This window comes from Pseudomonas sp. PGPPP4, assembly GCF_002256045.1.
GTDB classification, from domain to species: domain Bacteria; phylum Pseudomonadota; class Gammaproteobacteria; order Pseudomonadales; family Pseudomonadaceae; genus Chryseomonas; species Chryseomonas oryzihabitans.
Genome location: NZ_NKID01000011.1, coordinates 127,460 through 147,528 on the forward strand (window position 1 = coordinate 127,460; position 20,069 = coordinate 147,528).

Here is a 20,069-nt window from a genome sequence, read left to right on the forward strand (position 1 = left end):
CGGCGCAGCCTTATCCACGAATGGAGCCGGAGCTTGCCCAGTGGAAAACGCTGCGCGGTTTTCCACGCTACGGTGGACGCAGCCAAGGTGCACGAACCACTCGCCGCACGGGATTCGACCGCCCCCTCTCCCTCTGGGAGAGGGCTGGGGTGAGGGCGCTCCAGCGCAGAGGTATCCCCTCCGTTGGGCTTCGCTGCGCTCAACCCAACCTACGCGGCCGATCTCGGTCGTAGGGTGGATAACGGCGCAGCCTTATCCACGCATGACGTAAAGGTTCGCCCAGTGGAAAACGCTGCGCGGTTTTCCACGCTACGCCAGGACACCGGCTGGATCGCGGCCATGGGCCGCTCCTACGGGAAGCGGTCGCGCGGGATTCGACCGCCCCCTCTCCCCCTGGGAGAGGGCTGGGGTGAGGGCGCTCCAGCGCAGAGGTATCCCCGCTGCTGGGCTTCGCTGCGCTCAACCCAACCTACTCTGCCGGTACCCGCACCCAGCCTTCCATCAGGCGCCGGGCGCTGCGGCTCATGCTGGCCTTTTCCACCTGCCAGACGCCGCCAACCTCACGCGCCAGGGCGCCGACCGCCACGCTGCCGGCGGTATGGCCTATGCGGACCTGGCGGCCATCCAGGTCGCCGGTCAGGGTGTGGACCAGCGTCCCCGGCAGCGCTGCGGCCACCGCCACGGCAACCGCGCCGGTGCCGGGGATGGCGTGGTGCAGCTTGCCCATGGAGATCATCCGCGCGATGACGTCGAGCTCCTCGGCCTGAACCTGCTTGCCACCGGCCACCCGGTAGGTCTGGGGTGGCGCGATCAGACACAGCTTGGGCGTATGCGGCCGCTCCGCCGTGGCCTGGGCGGCGGTCGCGGCTAGGCCCATGGCCACCGCGCCCGCCGCGCGCAGCGCCTCCAGGCGCGCCAGCAGCGGCGCATCGCCGTTGACCTGCGCCTGGGTTTCGGTGCCACTCAGACCCAGGGTCTCGGCGCGTACGAAGACGGTGGGATTGCCGGCGTTGAGCAGGGTCACCGGCAGCCGGCCCAGCCCCGGGACGTCCAGTTCGTCGACCGCCCGCCCGCTGGGCAGCACGCTGCCGTCGCTGCCCGCCGGATCGAGAAAGTCGAGCACCACCTCGGCGGCCGGAAAGGCCACGCCGTCGAAGCGAAAATCGCCCTCCTCCTGCACCTCGCCATTGGCCATGGGGACGTGGGCGAGGATGCGCTTGCCCAGATTGGCCTGCCAGATGCGCACCCTGGCCAGGCCGTCGCGCGGTGCCTGGACCAGGCCCTCGCTGATGGCGAAGGGACCGACGGCGGCGCTGAGATTGCCGCAGTTGCCCGACCAGTCGATCACCGGTACCTCGATGGCCGGGGCGCCGAACAGATAGTCGACGTCACAGTCCGGACGGCAGGACGGCGCGATCACTACCACCTTGCTGGTGCTGGAGGTGGCCCCGCCCATCCCGTCGATCTGCTTGCCGTAGGGATCGGGGCTGCCGATCACCCGCAGCAGCAGCGCATCGCGCGCCGGACCGGCCGGCGGCAGGTCGCGGGCATGAAAGAACACGCCCTTGCTGGAACCGCCACGCATGTAGACGGCGGGGATACGCAGTTGCGGCATCGGAGGTCTCCGTCAGGGTGCCTAGGCGAGATGGCGGCCGAACCAGCCCAGGGTGCGGTCCCAGGCCAGGCGCGCGGCGGCTTCGTCGTAGCGCGGGGTGGAATCGTTGTGGAAGCCATGGTTGGTGCCGGCATAGCGATGCACCTCGTAGGTCTTGCCGGCCGCCTGGAGCGCCGCTTCGTAGGCCGCGGCGCCCTCGTTGATGCGCGGATCGTTCTCGGCGTAGTGGATCAGCAGCGGCGCCTTGATCGCGGCTACCTCCTCGGCGCGCGGCTGACGTCCATAGAAGGGCACCGCCGCAGCCAGCTCCGGGTAGGCCACGGCGGCGGCATTGGCCACCCCGCCGCCATAGCAGAAACCGGTGATGCCGACCTTGCCGGTGCTGAATTCGTGGCCCATCAGGGTTTCCACGGCGGCGAAGAAGTCGTTCATCAGCTTTTCCGGATCGACCTGCTGCTGCAATTCGCGGCCCTTGTCGTCGTTGCCGGGATAGCCGCCCATGGCGGTCAGGCCATCCGGCGCCAGGGCCAGGTAGCCGGCCTTGGCCAGGCGCCGGGCGACGTCTTCGATATAGGGATTGAGGCCGCGATTCTCGTGGACCACCACCACCGCCGGCACCTTGCCGCTGGCCTTGGCCGGGCGCACCAGATAGCCGCGGACCCGCCCATGCCCCTTGGGCGAGGGGTAGTAGACGTATTCGGCGACGATGTCCGGATCGGTGAACTCGACCTGGGTGGCCAGAGCGTAGTTGGGCGTCAGGGCCGCCAGCACCCCAGTGGCCGACAGCCCCAGCACCGCGGCGCAGGCGCCGGCGCGGTCGAGGAAGTCGCGGCGGCTGATGCGACCGTGCACATAGAAGTCGTAGAGCTCGAGCAGTTCGGGCGAGAAATCCTTGGCGGTGAGACGGGTCATCGCGGCGCTCCTCTGGCGGGAAACGGGGCCGCCGGCCCGGTTGGGCGGGCGCCCCGATGGCTCCCGAGTGTGCCGCGAATCGTCTGACTAAGCTACCGCCCGCGCGTCCTCAACCGGACGCCTGCAGCTCCTGCAGGATGGCGATCAGCGCCTCGAAACTGACCGGCTTGTTCAGATGCCGGGCGAAACCCGCCGCCCGCGCCTTGTCGATGTCCAGCCGGGTGCCATAGCCGGACAGCGCCACCGCCGGGGTGCCGACATTGCGATCGCCCGCCCGCACCTGGCGCAGGAATTCGTGGCCGTCCATCTCCGGCATGCCGATGTCGGAGAGGATGACGTCGAAATCCCGTTCCTGGGCCAGCGCCAGGCCGCTCTGGGAGTCGGTCTCGGCGGTGACCGCCACGCCCTCCTCTTCCAGCAGCAGTTGCAGGGTCTCGACGATGTCGGGCGAGTCGTCCACCAGCAGCACCCGCAACCCGGCGATGGACCGACCTTCCGCCTGGGTCTCGCCCAGCTGGCGCTCCTCGCCCTGGCACAGCGGCAGCCAGACACTGAAGCGCGCGCCCTGGCCGAGCCCCGCGGAATGGGCCTCGATACACCCGCCATGGGCCTCCACCAGTTGCTTGACCAGCGCCAGACCGATGCCCAGGCCATGCTGGGCGCGAGCGGTGTATTTCAGCTCCGCCTGGCCGAACATCTCGAACACCCGCGGCAGGAAGTCCGGTGCTATGCCCTGCCCGGTGTCGCTGACGTCCAGCCGCGCCTCGTCGCCGTCCACGCCCAGGCTGATCTCCACCTGGCCGCCGGCCGGGGTGAACTTGATGGCGTTGTTGAGCAGATTCCAGACGATCTGGCCGATGCGGGTGGCATCCGCCTGGACGTGCAGCGGCGTCTCCGGCAGCCGTGGGCAGCTGACCTGCACCTCGCCCGCCAGCGGCCGGATCACCTCGGCGATCTCGCGCAGCTGCTGGGCCAGGTCCAGACTCTGGCGCTCCAGCTTGAGCTTGCCGGTGCGGATGCGCGACAGGTCGAGCAGGTCGTCGATGATCTGCGCCTGGCTGCGCACCGCGCGCTGGATGGCCTCGGTGGCGCGCCGCGCCAGGGGCACGTCGCGCAGCACCGGCGAGCGGGTCAGCAGTTCGCTGTTGAGCTGGATGAGGTTGAGCGGATGCTTGAGTTCATGGGACATCACCGCGAAGAACTCGTCCTTGAGCTGGCCCAGGGCCCGCTGCTGGGCCTGCTGGGTGGCCGTCTCGCTGGTGCGGACGTGGTCGGCGGTGGCATCGCGGGCGATCTTGGCATAGCCGCGCCCGCCAGAGGCATTGCTCATGCGGCTGAGCACCCCGGCGCAGTACAGCCGGCTGCCGTCCTTGCGTCTCAACCAGCGCTCGTCGTGGGCGGCGCCCGCTTCCCGGGCCTGGCGCATCTCGATTTCCGGCACCTGGGCGGCGACGTCTTCCGGGGTGAAGATCAGGCTTACCGGCTGGCCCAGGGCCTCGCGCTCGCTGTAGCCGAACAGCCGGGTGGCACCGCCGTTCCAGCTGTTGATGACGCCCGCGGCATCCAGGGTGACGATGGCGTAGTCCTGGATGTTCTGCGCCACCAGGCGCATGTTTTCCTCACCGGCGCGGGCGCGATCCTGGGCCAGGCGCCGCTCGGTGATGTCGATGAAGGTCAGCACCGCGCCCTCGATGCGATCCTCGGCGGTGCGGTAGGGCAGCAGTCGCGCCAGGTACCAGTGTTCGTCGTGGCTGCGCACCTCGCGCTCGATCAGCCCGAGGGACTCGAACACCCGGCTGGCGTCGGCGGCCAGCTCCGGGTAGTCCAGCCGGTGGGTGATGTCGAGCAGCGAGCGACCGGTATCGCTGACGATGATGTTGAAGATGCTGGCCGCGCGCGGGGTGAATCTCTTGATGCGCATGCCGCGATCGACGAACACCGTGGCGATGTCGGTGGAGGTGATGAGGTTCTGCAGATCGTCGTTGATCTTGCCGGTTTCCTCGATCTTGGACTTGAGTTCGTAGTTGACGGTGATCAGCTCCTCGTTGATCGACTGCAACTCTTCCTTGCTGGTCTCCAGCTCCTCGGTGGCCGAGCGCAACTCCTCGTTGATCGCCTGCAGCTCTTCGTTTGACGCCTTGAGCTCCTCGGTGGAGGTCTCGGACTGCTCGATGGTCAGCTGCAACTGCTCCTTGGTGCGCTGCAGCTCGGCTTCCAGCTGGGTGAGCACGCTGTCCTTGGCCTCGATGTGATCGCCGCTAGCGTCGGTGCTCATGACGTCTTCGACTTCGTCGAAGAGCACCAGCATGTAGTCGGTGCTGGTGTCGCTGTCGCGGAAGGGGCGCACCACCATGTTGATGTAGTAGCTGCGATCGTCGCGCTGGATGTGCACGCGGCGCGCCTCGACGCTCTTGTTGCTCTGCAGCGCCTGGAACAGCGCCGTCCGCAGCTCCAGGCGCAGCTCCTCCAGCACCAGCGCCGGCAGGCTGTAGCTGGGCTCGCCGCCGACGTATCTCAGGAAGCGACCGGCCCGCTCGGACAGGTGCACGATGTTGGATTCGCGGTCGACGATGATGCTCGGCGGCGCGTATTGCTCCAGCACCCGCTGATGCACCTCGGCGAAGGACACCTTCTTGCGCCGGCCGACCTGATGCGGCGGCAGGCGCACGCTGTGGATGCCCGGATTGAGATTGAGCAGCGGCGTGGGACGCACCACGCTGGTGGTGTGCTTGGCGCGGTAGATGCGGTTCTTCTTGTCCACCGTGGCGAACAGGCTGCTCTGCACGTCGGCCGACTCGGAGCTGCCAAGGAACAGATAGCCGCCCGGCTTGAGGGCGAAATGGAAGGTGTGCAGGATCTCGGCCTGCACCTCGCGATCCAGGTAGATCAGCAGGTTGCGGCAGCTGATGAGATCCAGGCGGGAAAACGGCGGATCGCTGAGCAGGTTGTGCTGGGCGAACAGCACCTTCTCGCGCAGCTCCTTCTTCACCCGGTACTGGTTCTGCTCCTTGAGCAGGTGCTGGCGCAGACGCGCGGGGGCGACGTCGGTGACGATGGAGCCCGGATAGACGCCATGCCGGGCCACCGCCAGGGCATGCTCGTCGAGGTCGGTGGCGAACACCTGCAACCGGGCGCCGGACTGGCGCAACTCGGCCTGTTCGGTCAGCAGCATGGCCAGCGAATAGGCTTCTTCACCACTGGAGCAGGCGGCGCTCCAGACGCGCAGCTCCTGGTCGTCTTCGTTGACCGGCAGGTGCTCGAACAACTCCGGCATGACATCGCGCTCCAGGGCCTCGAAGGCTTCGCGATCGCGAAAGAAGTTGGTCACGCCGATGAGCATGTCCTTGAGCAGCGCCGGCGTCTCTTCCGGATGATCATGGAGAAAGCCGGCATAGGCCGGCATGTCGGCGATGGCGTTGACCTGCATGCGTCGCTCCACCCGGCGCAGCACCGTGGCGGTCTTGTACTGCTTGAAATTGTGTCCGGTGCGGGTGCGCAGCAGGGTGAGGATGTCGCGCAGCGCCAGCTGCATGGCCTTGCTGGACGGCCCGGGCACCCGGGATTCATAGTCCAGCTGGCGCAATTCGCTCTGGCTCAGGGTGCTGATAGTGGCAGCCAGCTCCAGCAGCTTCTGCGGCATCTCCACCACCGGCAGGACGAAGTCCACCACGCCGGCCTTGATGGCGCTGCTGGGCATGGAGTCGAATTCGGCATCTTCCGGCGCCTGGGCCAGGGTCACCCCGCCCTACTCCTTGATCCGCCCCAGGCCCACGGCACCATCGGCGCCGTTGCCCGAAAGGACGATGGCCACGGCATGGGTCCGGTGCACATCGGCCAGGGTGCGAAAGAACAGATCCACAGCCACATGATCGCCATGGGGGCGCTGGGCCGGACTCAGGCGCAGATAGCCGTCGTTCATGGTCAGGTCATGGGCTGGCGGGATCACATAGACATGACCGGCATGAATGGGCACCGGTTGGGTGACCTGTAGCACCTGCAGCCGCGTCACCCGCTGCAGGATCTGGTCGAGATGGCTCTGGTGCTCCGGCGACAGATGTATCACCACCACGAAGGCCATGCCGCAGTCGACCGGCATGACTTCGAAGAAGCTCAGCAGCGCCTGGATCCCACCGGCAGACGCGCCGATCCCCACCACGGGAAACGGCAGGTCACTGGGGGTCAGGTGCCTGGAATTGTTGGGTCTGGCCACATCCGCCTGTTTGCTCATCTATCCGCCGTCTGAAAATCCGCAAGAAATCGTGATCGCCGCTCCTGCACCGATCCGGACAGGCCCTCCTCCCTTTCGCCCGGAAAAGGCCTGCCACTGGCCCGAGTATAACGAGCGCACGCCAGGAGGGCGGCCCTCATCCTGCCGCAAGAAGGCGTAAAGCTGGGGTACCGCCTGAATGGGACTGACGAGCGCCAGGCAAGTGCGAGCGAAACGCAGGAAAGGGCCGGGGTGAGGGTGTCCCAGGCCCGGCCATTGACCACCCCGGAAACCATGCGTGGATGAGGCGGCGCCGTCATCCACCCTACGCCGAACCCACACCCATGCCGATCCGCCCCCTCTCCCGCCTGTGGGAGAGGGCTGGGGTGAGGGTGTTCCAGGCTACGCGATTGGCCACATCAGGAGGCACGCGTGGATGAGGCTGCGCCGTCATCCACCCTACGCCGAACGTACTACCCACGCCGATTCGCCCCCTCTCCCGCCTGCGGGAGAGGATTGGGGTGAGGGTGTTCCAGGCTACGCGATTGGCCCCGCCGGGATGCCCGCGTGGATAAGGCTGCGCCGTTATCCACCCTACGCCGAATTCACCACCCATGCCGATTCGCCCCCTCTCCCGCCTGCGGGAGAGGGCTGGGGTGAGGGTGTTCCAGGCTACGCGATTGGCCACGCCGGAAATCATGCGTGGATGAGGCTGCGCCGTCATCCACCCTACGCGGCAACGCCACGCCAGGCCCCCTAGAACAACCCCATCTGCTGATCCAGCAGCCGGTCGAAGCGGTCACCGACGAAGGGCAGGATGGCGTCGGCCACCGGGGCCAGCTGGCGCTGCACATAGTGGTCGTAGTCCGGCGGCGCATGGGGCAGCTCGACCGGTTCGGCGCCGGCGGTGGTGATCAGGTAGCTGATCCAGCCGCCGCGGCGAAAGCGGCTGCGGCGGCCCACGCGGGCGCCTTCCGCCTCCAGCAGGCGCGCCGCGCGGACCTGCGGTGAGAGGTTGCTCTGGTATTCCTCCAGCGGCCGGCGCAGGCGCTTGCGATAGACCAGCAGGTCGTCGAAATCGCCGGCGCGGGTGCGGGCGACGAAGTCGCGCACATAGTCCTCGTGGGGCTCGCCGGTGAAGATGCGCAAGTACAGCTCGCGCTGGAAGCGCTGGGCCAGCGGTGACCAGTCGCTGCGTACAGTTTCCAGCCCCTTGAACACCAGTTCCGGCTGGCCATCGGCACCTGGCCTGAGCCCGGCATATCGCTTCTTGCTGCCCTCTTCCGCGCCGCGGATGGTGGGCATGAGAAAGCGGGAAAAATGAGTCTCGTACTGCAGCTCCAGATGACTTTCCAGTCCCAGCTCGGTCTGCAGCTGCGCGCGCCAGTGGGCGTTGACCGCCGCCACCAGGTCGCGCCCGATGCGCTCGGCCTCGGCCTCTTCGTGAGCGCGGCCGAGCCAGACGAAGGTGGAATCGGTGTCGCCATAGATCACCCGATAACCACGGGCCTCGATCAGCTCGCGGGTCTGGTGCATCACCGCATGGCCGCGCAGGGTGATGGACGAGGCCAGGCGGTGATCGAAGAAGCGGCAGTGCGGGGTGCCCAGCACGCCATAGAAGCTGTTCATGATGATCTTCAGCGCCTGGGCCAGGGGCGCGTTGCCAGCGCGCTTGGCGGCGTCGCGCCCTTCCCAGACCCGCGCCACCATCTCCGGCAGGCAATGTCGGGTGCGATGGAAACGTGCGCCGCGAAAGCCCGGTACCGTTTCCGACTCAGGCAGCGCCAGGCCCTCCACCAGGCCCACCGGATCGATGAGAAAGGTGCGGATCAGCGAGGGATAGAGGCTCTTGTAGTCCAGCACCAGCACCGAGTCGTAGAGCCCGGGCCGGGAATCCATGACGAAGCCACCGGGGCTGGCCTCGGGCGGCTGGGCGCCGAGATTGGGCGCGACGAAGCCATGGCGGTGCATCAGCGGCAGATAGAGGTGGTAGAAGGCGGCGATGGAGGCGCCATGACGCTCCAGCGGCAAGCCGGTGACGCTGGCCCGCTCCAGCAGGAAGCGCAGCAGGCCGGTCTTGGCGAAGATCCGCGTGACCAGTTCGCAGTCCACCAGGTTGTAGCGCGCCAGGGCGCTCTTCTCGCCGGCGAACATGCGATTGATCGAGGCCATGCGGTCGTGGGGATTGTCGATGGCCTTGCCCTCGCCCAGCAGGGTGCGGCTGACGTTCTCCAGGCTGTAGGAGGGAAACACCCAGGTCGCCGACTTGAGCGCCTCCACCCCGTCGATGATCGGCCGTCCGGCCAGCAGGGCGTGGAAGGGCCGGCCCTGGCCGCCGGGTTCGTAGCGATCGTCCTCGACGGCGCCCCGGCCCAGGTGCAGGGGCACGCCCAGTTTGCGCGCGTGCTCGTGGAGCACGCGGATGTCGAACTGCAGCACGCTCCAGCCGATGATGACGTCGGGATCATGACGCGCCATCCAGGCGTTGAGGCGTTCGAGCAGGGTGGCGCGGTCGGCGACGTATTCCAGATCGAAGTCCACCGCGGCCTCTTCCCCGGTCGGCGGGCCGAGCATGTACACCTGGCGCTGGCCGCAGCCGTGCAGGCCGATGCTGTAGAGCTCGCCGCGCTCGCTGGTCTCGATGTCCAGCGACAGGGTGCGCAGCGTGGGGCGGTAGTCGGGATCCGGTCGCAGGGGCGTGCCCTCGGCGGTGGGCAGCGTCACCGGCGCGGTGATGAAGCGCTCCATGAGAAAGCGATCCGCCGGGGCGATATCCGTCTCGTAGACGTCGATGCCGGCGGCGGGGAGGCGCTGCTCCAGTTCGCGCAGGGTGCGATAGCGCGGCGCATAGAGCCCCAGGACGGGGCGCCGCTGGAAGTCCTGCAGCGCCAGCTCGCGGATCTCCACCCCGGCCGGCAGCAGGCGCTCGATGTCCGCCCGTCGCGCGGCCGGGGCGAAGGCCACCGCCTGTTGCCCCGGCACCCGCAGCTGGTGCGGACCGCGGTCGGTGGCGAACCAGAACACCAGCTCCATCCCGGTGGAAGTCTCGCGCCAGAGGCGTGTCAGCAAGAAACCCTGGACGGCGGCCAAAGCGGTGGCGCTCCTCGACATGGATGAAAGGCCCATTCTCGCAAGGCCAGCCGCTACAGGCGACCTCGGCGCGCCCGGTGGTCCGCTCGTCGCCCCTGCCGAATGGCCTGTGTCCTGTGGCGATGATCTTGCATCGAATGCCCACACCCGTCGTAGAGCCGACTGTTCGGCGCCTGGGCGCACCCTAGTTTTCAGTTGTCAGGCCGTGTCATGAATCCGTTGTCGTCGTCGTTTCCCACCGCTGCCGCACCCCGCTACAACGCCCAGCAAGCGCGTGTGCGCGAGCAGGCGCGTCGCTGGCTGGAACAGGACGTCCTGGTGCTGGATACCGAGGCGACCGGCCTGGGCGAGGATGCCCAGCTGATCGAGGTGGCGGTCATGACCCTCAGTGGCCGGGTGCTGCTCGATACCCTGGTCCGCCCAGGCATCGCCGTACCGCGCGAGGCGACCCTGATCCACGGCCTGACCGACGCCCACCTGGCCCAGGCGCCGCGCTTTCCCGAGGTGTTCGCCACCCTCTGGCCGCTGCTGCGGGGCCGCACCGTGCTGGCCTATGGCATGGCCTTCGACTATCGCCTGCTGGCGCACAATGCCCGCCTCCACGGCCAGGCCCTGCCGCCGGAACTGGAACGCGAGACGCCGCCGGTGCAACTGGTGGATGGCACCCGCCTGCACTGCCTGATGCAGCTCTATGCGCACTTCTGGCAGGAGCCGAGTCTGGACAGCCGCAGCCAGGACGGCTGGCGCCGCAAGTCCCTGGCCATGGCCGCCCGCCAGCACGGCGTCGTGGTGCAGGAAACCCATCGCGCCCTGCCCGATTGCCGACTCAAGGCCGCCCTGGTGCAGGCCCTGGCCGGGGAGGCACCGGCCACCTGGCAGGGTCTGCAGGCGCTGGCGGGCTAGCCGAGCGGCAAGGTACCGGCGGGCAGACAGGCGAACGCTGCGCGACTTGCCATACTGGAGTCGTCATCCCACCCGAGGCCCCGCCATGAAAGCCGTCGTCTACGAAGCCTTTTCCGCGCCACCCCGCCTGTGCACGGTGCCGGACCCCACCCCCGAAGCCCACGGCGTGGTGCTCAGGGTCATGGCCACCGGCGTCTGCCGCAGCGACTGGCACGGCTGGGTCGGCCATGACAGCGACATCGAATTGCCCCATGTGCCGGGCCACGAACTGGCCGGCGTGGTGGAGGCGGTGGGCAGGGACGTGACCCTCTGGCGCGTCGGCGACCGGGTGACGGTGCCCTTCGTCGGTGGCTGCGGCGCCTGTCCGCAGTGCCATGCCGGCCACCAGCAGGTCTGCGATCACCAGTTCCAGCCCGGCTTCACCCACTGGGGGTCCTTCGCCCAGTACGTCGGCATCCACCAGGCCGATCTCAATCTGGTCGCCCTGCCCGAGCAACTGGACTTCGCCACCGCGGCCAGCCTGGGCTGCCGTTTCGTGACGGCCTTTCGCGCGGTGGTCGATCAGGGCCGGGTCAGCGCCGGCCAGTGGGTCGCGGTGCACGGCTGCGGTGGCGTCGGCCTCTCGGCGATCATGATCGCCCGCGCCCTGGGCGCCCAGGTGGTGGCCATCGACATCGCCGCCGACAAGCTGGCACTGGCGCGCCGCCTCGGCGCAGTGGCGACGATCGATGCCACCCAAGTGGCCAGCGTGCCCGAAGCGGTGCAGGAACTGACCGGGGGTGGCGCTCACGTCTCCCTCGACGCCCTCGGCCATCCCACCACCTGCTGCAATTCCATCGCCTGCCTGCGCAAGCGCGGCAGGCACGTCCAGGTCGGACTGCTGCTGGGTGACCAGGCGACCCCGGCGCTGCCGATGAACCTGGTGATCGCCCGGGAACTGGAGATCCTCGGCAGCCACGGCATGCAGGCCCATCGCTACGACGTGCTGATGGCCATGCTGCGCCAGGGCACCCTGGCGCCGGAGAAACTGATCGGCCGCGAGATCAGCCTGGCCGAATCCGGCGCGGCGCTGATGCACATGGACAGGTTCGAAGGCACCGGGGTGACCGTCATCACCCGCTTCGACTAGCCCGGGCTAGTCGGCCTCCGCCGCCTGCAAGACCCAGCGCAGGCCCTGCAGGTCCTCGGCGGACAGGGTCTCGCGCAGGCGGCAGAGGCGATAGTGGACGCGGGTGTTCATGGCCACCCACTCCAGGTCCTGGCGGGTGGGCTGGGCGACGAAGTATTCGCCATAGCGCTCGTCCAGCCCGGCCATGCGGTACTGGCCCTTGAGCGGCAGATAGATCTGGTTGTTCATCTCCCAGCGACTGGCGCTGCAGCCGTGGAAGCGAACCTTGTCGCCAAAGGTGGACAGCTGGGTGCGAAAATCGGTGGTGGCATTGCCGGCACTGGTCTTGAACTGACTGGCGATGACGCTGAAGACGATACCTTCCGGCGAGGGCGCGCCCCGCCATTCGATGACCCGGCGATTGAGCGCCGTGTCGAATCCATCGGTGAAGATACCGGCGGCCTGCGCCGTGAGCGTTGGCAGGGTCAAGGCACCCAGCAACGCCATCATTGTTTTCAAAACGAGCTCCTGGTGATGACCCCGGCGTCTAGCCTGAGGCAGCAGGCCGAGGCGGCAAAGGGCCAGCTTCAGACTTTGGAGACCCGATTGGCTGAAAGGTGCCCCCGCCGGTCCGGATAAGCGGTATCTTTCACAGTCTAGGCTCTGTACGAAAAGTGCCTGCGCTCGGTGATGCTGCGTTAAAAATCAGCTCGGAATGCTCATTTACCCTTCGTAAACTCCGCTTCCTCGCCGATTTTTGCCTTGCCTGACCTTCGCTCGGCGACTTTTCATACAGAACCTAGCGACGAGCCCGCCTCGTCCACCCCTTGAACCGTCGCCGGCGAGGCGTACGGCCCGACCACGAAACGACCGGCCAAGCCGCCGGAGAGCACTGCGAGGATCTATGAGCGCTGCGGACATCGATTGGAAGACCCTCGGTTTCGACTACATCAAGACCGACTTCCGCTATATCGCCACCTATCGCAACGGCAGCTGGGGACCCGGCGAGCTGACTCGCGACAACCAGCTGCACATCAGCGAAGGCTCCACGGCCATCCACTACGGCCAGCAGTGCTTCGAAGGCCTCAAGGCCTATCGCTGCCAGGACGGCTCCATCAACCTGTTCCGCCCCGACCGCAACGCCGCGCGCATGCACAAAAGCTGCGCCCGCCTGCTGATGCCGCCGGTCCCCACCGAGATGTTCATCGACGCCTGCCAGCAGGTGGTCAAGGCCAACGAGGCCTGGATCCCGCCGTACGGCACCGGCGGCGCCTTCTACCTGCGTCCCTTCGTCATCGGCGTGGGTGACAACATCGGCGTGCGCACCGCCCCCGAATTCCACTTCGTGGTGTTCGGCATCCCGGTCGGCGCCTACTTCAAGGGCGGCATGACCCCGCACAACTTCGTCATCTCCGGCTACGACCGCGCCGCGCCCCAGGGCACCGGCGCCGCCAAGGTCGGCGGCAACTACGCCGCCAGCCTGATGCCCGGCGCCCAGGCCAAGGCCGAAGGCTTCGCCGACTGCATCTACCTGGACCCCCTGACCCATCGCAAGATCGAGGAAGTCGGCTCGGCCAACTTCTTCGCCATCACCGGCGACGGCAAGTTCGTCACCCCGCGCTCCGAGTCGGTGCTGCCGGGCGTGACCCGCATGTCGCTGATGGACCTGGCGCGCGAGCGGCTGAACCTGGAAGTGGTCGAGGGCGACGTCCATATCGACCAGCTCGACCAGTTCGTCGAAGCCGGCGCCTGCGGCACCGCGGCGGTGATTACCCCCATCGGTGGCATCCAGTACGGCGAGCAGCTGCACGTCTTCCACAGCCTGACCGAAGTCGGCCCGGTGACGCGCAAGCTGTACGAGGAACTGACCGGCATCCAGACCGGCGACAAGCCCGCGCCGGAGGGTTGGATCGTCAAGGTCTGACTTGGGGTTGGTTTGGTTTGAAAAGGCGCCTCAGGGCGCCTTTTTCGTTGGCCGGCAGGGTTTGGTAGGTTGGGTTGAGCGGAGCGAAGCCCAACACTGCGGAGCTTGCGCCTATCAGCGTCCGGCTACTTACCGACGTGTGCTGATGCTTTTTGTTTCGCCCACCCGGGCGAGTCACTTTTGCCAGTCACGGCAAAAGTAACCAAAAACGCTTGCCCCGGACATCCGGCCCTCCGCTGCGCTCCGGGTCCGCTCACGCCAGCGCCGTTCCGGGGTCGGCCTACACGGGCCGTCCATGGCCCGTTAGGCCTCTCGCCGCATCCATGCGGCTCGACCCACTCCACGACACTGGCGTTCGCCCTCCTGAACGGGGCGATTCGCGTGCCTGATGCCTTGGGTGCAAACCGGTAGGGTGGACAACGGCGCAGCCTTGTCCACGCGTTAAGCCTTACTCCCTCAGTGGAAAACGCTGCGCGGTTTTCCACGCTGCGAATCGCTCTGGCTTAGCCTGTAAACACCGTAGTCTCAGGCTGGCCTCCCGTCCCCGTCAGTGAGGCCGAGTGCAGGTGTCGCGGAGGGGGATGCGAGGCAGGACGCCGAGCGAGGCGCGAGGGGCAGGACGTCCCTTCGTGCCGTGCCCCTGGAGCGGCGCCGCAGCGAAGGGCCGAACGTGAGGCATGCGTTTTTGCATACCTTTGTTCGGAGCGCGCAGCCGCGACTGGCAAAAGTGACTCGCCCGAGGGGGCGAAAAGCCATCCGAGCACTCGATAAGCAAATAGGGCACCGATAAACCGAGGCATCACGGCAAACTCCGTGTTGGGCTTCGCTCCGCTCAACCCAACCTACGAAGCCGCCTGCCAAGCCTCAGGCCAGATGCTGCAACCGCTCCACCAGCTGCGCATGCAGCTTTGGATCGCCGCAGGCGAGGATGGCCCCGCCCTGTTGGGCATCGCCGCCATCCCAGGCGGTCATGCGGCCGCCGGCGCCTTCGATGATGGGAATCAGCGCCTGCACATCGTAGGGCTGCAGGCCCGCTTCGATGATGACGTCGACGAAGCCCGAGGCCAGCATGCAGTAGGCGTAGCAGTCGCCGCCGAAGCGGGCCAGCTGCACCTCGGCGGCCACGGCGTCGAAGGCCGCCAGGCGCTCGGGGGTGTCGAAGATGTCGCGGCTGGTGCACATCAGCCGGGCCTGAGCCAGGCTGGCGCAGGGGCGGGTGCGCAGGGCCGCGCCGTTGCGCCAGGCGCCGGCCGGGGTGCCCAGGTAGCGTTCGCCGGTGAAGGGCTGGTTCATCACCCCGATCACCGGGCGGCTGCCGTCGTTGAGCGCCACCAGGGTGCCCCACAGCGGCAGGCCGGTGATGAAGGCGCGGGTGCCGTCGATGGGGTCGAGCACCCAGCTCAGGGGACTGCTGCCGGCGACGTTTTCCTCTTCCTCGCCGAGGATGCCGTGATCCGGGTGCTCGGCCTGGATGAGTTCGCGCATGGCCCGTTCGGCAGCCTTGTCGGCGATGGTCACCGGGTCGTAGCGACGCCCGGCGACGGCGGCGTCGCCCTTGTCGTCCACCGCCAGCTGGGCGCGGAAGTAGGGCTGGATGGCCACGGCGGCGGCATCGGCCAGACGCTCGGCGAAGCGTTCGTAATAGGAAATCTCGGCAGCAGTCAGGCTCATGCTCATTTCACCAGGCGGGCGTCGAGGCTGTTCTGCGCCAGGCGCCGGGCCTGTTCCTGGGTCATGCCCAGGCCTTCGTGCAGGGCCATGAAGTTCTCGGTGACGTAGCCGCCGAAGTAGGCCGGGTCGTCCGAGTTGACGGTGACCTTGAGGCCGCGGTCGAGCATCTTGAGGATGGTGTGCTGGCTCATGTCGTCGAACACGCAGAGCTTGGTGTTGGACAGCGGGCAGACGGTGAGCGGGATCTGCTGGTCGACCAGGCGGGCCATCAGGCGCTCGTCCTCGAAGGCGCGCACGCCGTGGTCGATCCGCACCACGCCGAGCTGGTCGAGGGCTTCCCAGATGTACTCCGGCGGACCTTCCTCGCCGGCGTGGGCGACGGCCGGAAAGCCTTCGGCGCGGGCACGGGCGAAGACGCGCTTGAACTTGCTCGGCGGATGCCCCTTTTCCGAACTGTCCAGGCCGACGGCGACGAAGTGGTCGCGGAACGGCAGTGCCTGGTCCAGGGTGGCCTGGGCAGCATCTTCGGACAGGTGCCGCAGAAAACTCAGGATCAGCCCGCTGGTCACGCCCAGCTGCTTTTCACCATCGCTCAGCGCCTGGGTGATGCCGCGCACCACCACTTCGAAGGGAACGCCGCGATCGGTGTGGGTCTGGGGATCGAAGAAGGGTTCGGTGTGGATGACGTTCTGTTCCTTGCACTTGAGCAGATAGGCCCAGGTCAGGTCGTAGAAGTCCTGCTCGGTGCGCAGCACGTCGGCACCGGCGTAATAGAGGTCGAGGAATTCCTGCAGGTTGCCGAAGTTGTAGGCGGCGCGCAGGGCTTCGACATCACCCCAGGGCAGGGCGACGCCATGGCGCTCGGCCAGCTTGAACAGCAACTCGGGCTCCAGGGTGCCTTCCAGGTGCAGGTGCAGTTCGGCCTTGGGCAGGGCGTTGAGCCAGTCGTACATGGGATCCTCGGGATAGCTTGAATCAGGAAAAGATGGACGATTGTCGCACGCTTTGCCCGGTTTTCCGCAGCCATCCGGGTTCCCGCTGACCGATGTACGGTGGCTTCGTCGGTCAGAAATTCCCAGCATTCCACGCTTTGGGCCAGCAAAAGGCCATAACGCCTGCATCGGGTCTGGATCTGACTACAATCGGGACGCATGGCTCCAAACACCACGCGTGAGGTATCCGTGCAGACCGTTCAGGATCATGTTGGCGGCAAGAACAACAATCTCAATCTGATTCGCATGATCGCGGCGCTCGCCGTGGTCTTCAGTCACAGCTTCGCCATCTCCAGTGGCACCCCCACGGCGGAGCCCGGACGCGAGAGCCTGGGCATGACCCTGGGCGACATCGCGGTCGACATCTTCTTCATCACCAGCGGTTTCCTGGTCACCAAGAGCCTGCTCAGCCGGGCCGACATCATCGACTTCGTCTGGGGCCGCGCCCTGCGGGTGGTGCCGGGGCTGCTGGTGATGCTGGTGCTGACGGTGCTTGGCCTCGGCGCCTGGCTGACCCGGGCGCCCCTGCAGGATTATCTGAGCGATCCCCAGACCTGGTTCTATCTGTTCAAGAACACCGGCCTGATCGCCGGCGCCGAATTCGACCTGCCTGGGCTGTTCGAGGGCAATCCGCTGCAGGCCATCGTCAATGGCTCGCTGTGGACGCTGCCCTTCGAGGTGGGCATGTACGGCGCCCTGGCGCTGCTCTGGCTGGCCGTGCTCTGGCTGCGCCTGGACAGCCGCCACTTCCAGCGCGCCATCCTGCTGTTCGCCGTGGGCGCCGCCCTGTTCAAGCTGTTCGCCCACTACTTCTTCGCCAGCGAATCCCATCTGCTGCGGCTGTTCCAGATGTTCTTTCTCGGTGGCGCCTTCTATGTGCTGCGTGCCTACATCCCGCTGTCGCGCACGCTCTTCGTCGCCGCCGTGGCGCTGCTGGCGGTGGCCACGCCCGACCGTGACAGCTTCTTTCTGGTCTACAACCTGGTGCTGGGCTACGTGCTGCTCTATCTCGCCTTCGTGCCGGCCGGGCGCATCCGCGCCTTCAACGAGGTGGGCGACTATTCATATGGTCTGTACATCTACTCCTTTCCGGTGCAGCAGACCCTGGCGGCGGTGATCCCGGGCATCGAGGCCTGGACCATGGTGATCCTCTCCATCGGCATCACCCTGCCGCTGGCGGTGGTGTCCTGGTACCTGGTCGAGCGTCACGCCCTGGGCTATCGCCAGGCCTGCGCCACGGGCACCAAGGCGGTGTGGAAACGCCTGGCGCCGCGCGCCCGGGTCGGCTGAGGAGGCAGCCACGCGGGCGAGCAGGGCAGTGGCGTATCGCGGTGCGAGCGTTTTGCCGTCTACGGCGGTCGTAACAAGGCATTGCTCAACCAAGGACGCCCTTTTCCATGCTCGCCGCCCTCAAAGACGAAACCCTGCTGCTGGTCGCCATCGGTGCCACGGTGCTGGCCTATGTGTTCGAACACGCGCTGCTCGGCGGTGGCCAGACCCTGGCGCTGATCGCCGCCGGCGGCCTGATCGCCGCCATCATCTGCGCGGCCATGCGCGTGGCCCATCACGCCGAATTGCTGGCGGAAAAGGTCGGCGACCCCTACGGCACCATGATCCTGACCCTCTCCGCCGTGCTGGTGGAGGTGATCATCCTGGCGATCATGATGAGCCACGACCACTCGCCGACCCTGGCCCGCGATACCATCTATGCCGCGGTGATGCTGGACATGAACGGCATCATCGGCCTGGCCGCGCTGCTCGGCGGCCTCAAGCACGGCGAACAGCCCTACAACGACGATTCCAGTCGCAGCTATGGGGTGATGATCATCACCGCGGTGAGCATCTCCATGCTGGTGCCGGAATTCATCCCCTCGGCCCAGTGGCACGTCTATTCCTTCTTCACCATCGGCGCCATGGCGCTGCTCTACACCCTGTTCCTGCGCATGCAGACCGGCCCGCACAGCTACTTCTTCAGCTACAACTACCCGGACAAGAAGCGCAAGCGTCCGGCGGTCGAGGGCGAGGCGGCGGATGCCGGCCATGGCCAAAGCAGCGCCACCCTGTCCATCGCCATGCTGATCGTCGGCATCGTTGCCACCGGGGCCCTGGCCGAGGTGATGTCCAAGTCGCTGGACACCGGCCTGGAAGGCCTGGCCGTGCCGGCGCTGGTGCCCGCGCTGGTGGTGGCGGTGATCTCCGCCAGCCCGGAGATCCTCACCGCCCTGCGCGCGGCCATGGCCAATCGCATGCAGTCGGTGATCAACATCGCCCTGGGCGCCAGCCTGTCCACCGTGATCCTCACCGTGCCGGTGGTGGAAGCCATCGCCCTGTACAACGGCCAGCCCATCCAGATGGCCATGACCCCGGTGCAGACGGTGATGATGGCCGTGACCCTGATCGTCGCCGCCATCAACCTCAACGACGGCGAGACCAACGCCATCGAGGGCATGACCCACTTCGTGCTGTTCGGCACATTCATCATGCTGACCATCCTCGGTCTCTAGGGACGCGCCATGATCGACAGCGAGGTCATCAGCAACTACGGCTACGGAGCTGCCGTGCTGGGCGCCCTGATCGAGGGCGACGGCGTGGCCATCCTGGCCGGCATCGCCGCCCGTCATGGCTACCTGCTGTTTCCGCTCACGGCGGTCTGCGTCGCCCTGGGCGGCTTCATCGGTGACCAGACGCTGTTCTTTCTGGGGCGACGCTACGGTGACCGCATCCTCGGTCGCTTCAAGCGCCAGCAGGCACGCATCGACTGGCTGCGCAGCCGCATCCATCGTCACGAGGCCTTGTGGATCATCGGCATCCGCTTCGCCTATGGCTTCCGCCTGATCGGCCCGCTGCTGATCGGCGCCAGCGGCGTACGCCCGCGGCGCTTCCTGTTCTACAACATCATCGGCGCGCTGCTCTGGGGCTTCGTCATGACCGGCATCGGCTATGCGGTGGGCGAAATCCTGCGCGACTTCTTCGCCGAGCATCATGTGTCGAAGCGCTGGCTGATCGCCGCGGCGATCTGCGTGGCGGTGCTGTTCATCGGCGCCCGCGCCATCCTGCGGCGGCGGGAGGGGGTGTAGGGGGCTTTTGTAGGTTGGGTTGAGCGGAGCGAAGCCCAACACCTGGCTCTAGCTGATTATCGAGTGCCTTGATGGTTTTGGTTTCGCCCACCCGGGCGAGTTACTTTTTGCAGTCGCCAAAAAAGTAACCAAAAACGCTTGTCCCCACGTTTCGGCCCTTCGCTGCGCTCCGGGTCCCCGCGCTCCGGCGCCGCTCCGGGGGCTCGGCACGAAGGGGCCTCCTGCCCCTCGCGCCTTGCTCGGCGTCCTGCCTCGCATCCCCCTGCGCAACGCCTGCACTCGGCCTCACTGACGGGGACGGGACGCAAGCCTGATACTTGGGTGTTCACAGGTTGTAGCGTGGAAAACCGCGCAGCGTTTTCCACTGAGGGAGTAACGCTTAACGCGTGGACAAGGCTGCGCCGTTGTCCACCCTACCGGTTTGCACCCAAGGCATCAGGCACGCGAATCGCCCCGTTCAGGAGGGCGAACGCCAGTGTCGTGGAGTGGGTCGAGCCGCATGGATGCGGCGAGAGGCCTAACGGGCCATGGACGGCCCGTGTAGGCCGACCCCGGAACGGCGCTGGCGTG

12 protein-coding genes and 1 pseudogene are annotated in these 20,069 nt (G+C 67.1%); 6 read left to right on the forward strand and 7 right to left on the reverse strand.

Annotated features, from left to right (window positions below; genetic code table 11):
* Positions 1-469: 469 nt before the first annotated feature.
* The 4 genes and pseudogenes from prpF to CFE50_RS18915 all read right to left on the reverse strand — a co-directional run bounded on the left by prpF (position 470) and on the right by CFE50_RS18915 (position 9,824).
* Complete coding sequence (prpF, locus tag CFE50_RS18900; protein ID WP_286736738.1) at positions 470-1,615, reverse strand: 2-methylaconitate cis-trans isomerase PrpF; 1,146 nt, start codon at positions 1,613-1,615, stop codon at positions 470-472.
* A 21-nt stretch (positions 1,616-1,636) separates the two neighbouring features.
* A complete protein-coding gene (yghX, locus tag CFE50_RS18905; protein ID WP_286736740.1) occupies positions 1,637-2,527 on the reverse strand; it encodes a YghX family hydrolase in 891 nt (296 codons plus the stop codon).
* 109 nt (positions 2,528-2,636) lie between these two features.
* Positions 2,637-6,755 (reverse strand): annotated as a pseudogene (locus tag CFE50_RS18910) (CheR family methyltransferase).
* A 735-nt stretch (positions 6,756-7,490) separates the two neighbouring features.
* Positions 7,491-9,824 carry a DNA polymerase II gene (locus CFE50_RS18915; protein ID WP_286736741.1) on the reverse strand — a complete coding sequence of 778 codons (2,334 nt, stop codon included), beginning with the start codon at positions 9,822-9,824 and terminating at the stop codon, positions 7,491-7,493.
* Between the two features lie 210 nt (positions 9,825-10,034).
* On the opposite strand from CFE50_RS18915, the gene CFE50_RS18920 reads away from it, so the two are divergent.
* Positions 10,035-10,727, forward strand: coding sequence for a 3'-5' exonuclease (locus CFE50_RS18920; protein WP_286736743.1), 693 nt, complete (start codon positions 10,035-10,037; stop codon positions 10,725-10,727).
* 85 nt (positions 10,728-10,812) lie between these two features.
* On the forward strand, positions 10,813-11,856 hold the full coding sequence (locus tag CFE50_RS18925; protein WP_286736744.1) for a zinc-dependent alcohol dehydrogenase family protein: 1,044 nt from the start codon (positions 10,813-10,815) through the stop codon (positions 11,854-11,856).
* 6 nt (positions 11,857-11,862) lie between these two features.
* Here the strand turns inward: CFE50_RS18925 and CFE50_RS18930 are convergent, their stop codons facing one another.
* Positions 11,863-12,354: a hypothetical protein gene (locus tag CFE50_RS18930; RefSeq protein WP_169742435.1), complete on the reverse strand. Its 492-nt coding sequence runs from the start codon at positions 12,352-12,354 to the stop codon at positions 11,863-11,865.
* Positions 12,355-12,739: 385 nt separating this feature from the next.
* Between CFE50_RS18930 and CFE50_RS18935 the strand changes: the two genes are divergently transcribed.
* Positions 12,740-13,759, forward strand: a complete 1,020-nt coding sequence (locus CFE50_RS18935) for a branched-chain amino acid aminotransferase (RefSeq protein ID WP_286736746.1) — start codon at positions 12,740-12,742, stop codon at positions 13,757-13,759.
* An 864-nt stretch (positions 13,760-14,623) separates the two neighbouring features.
* On the opposite strand, the gene hisN is transcribed toward CFE50_RS18935, so the two are convergent.
* Together hisN and CFE50_RS18945 are read right to left on the reverse strand one after the other, a co-directional pair.
* A complete protein-coding gene (gene hisN, locus CFE50_RS18940; protein ID WP_044342957.1) occupies positions 14,624-15,430 on the reverse strand; it encodes a histidinol-phosphatase in 807 nt (268 codons plus the stop codon).
* A 2-nt stretch (positions 15,431-15,432) separates the two neighbouring features.
* The gene (locus tag CFE50_RS18945) at positions 15,433-16,383 is read right to left on the reverse strand and encodes an adenosine deaminase (RefSeq protein WP_241809608.1); all 951 of its coding nucleotides are present in this window, start codon (positions 16,381-16,383) and stop codon (positions 15,433-15,435) included.
* A 228-nt stretch (positions 16,384-16,611) separates the two neighbouring features.
* On the opposite strand from CFE50_RS18945, the gene CFE50_RS18950 reads away from it, so the two are divergent.
* From CFE50_RS18950 to CFE50_RS18960, 3 genes are all read left to right on the forward strand, one after another.
* Positions 16,612-17,712, forward strand: a complete 1,101-nt coding sequence (locus CFE50_RS18950) for an acyltransferase family protein (protein ID WP_241809607.1) — start codon at positions 16,612-16,614, stop codon at positions 17,710-17,712.
* A gap of 107 nt (positions 17,713-17,819) precedes the next feature.
* Positions 17,820-18,926 (forward strand): calcium:cation antiporter, encoded by a 1,107-nt coding sequence (locus tag CFE50_RS18955; RefSeq protein ID WP_241809606.1) that lies wholly within the window; start codon positions 17,820-17,822, stop codon positions 18,924-18,926.
* Positions 18,927-18,935: 9 nt separating this feature from the next.
* Positions 18,936-19,499 (forward strand): DedA family protein, encoded by a 564-nt coding sequence (locus CFE50_RS18960; protein ID WP_278438823.1) that lies wholly within the window; start codon positions 18,936-18,938, stop codon positions 19,497-19,499.
* Positions 19,500-20,069 lie beyond the last annotated feature (570 nt).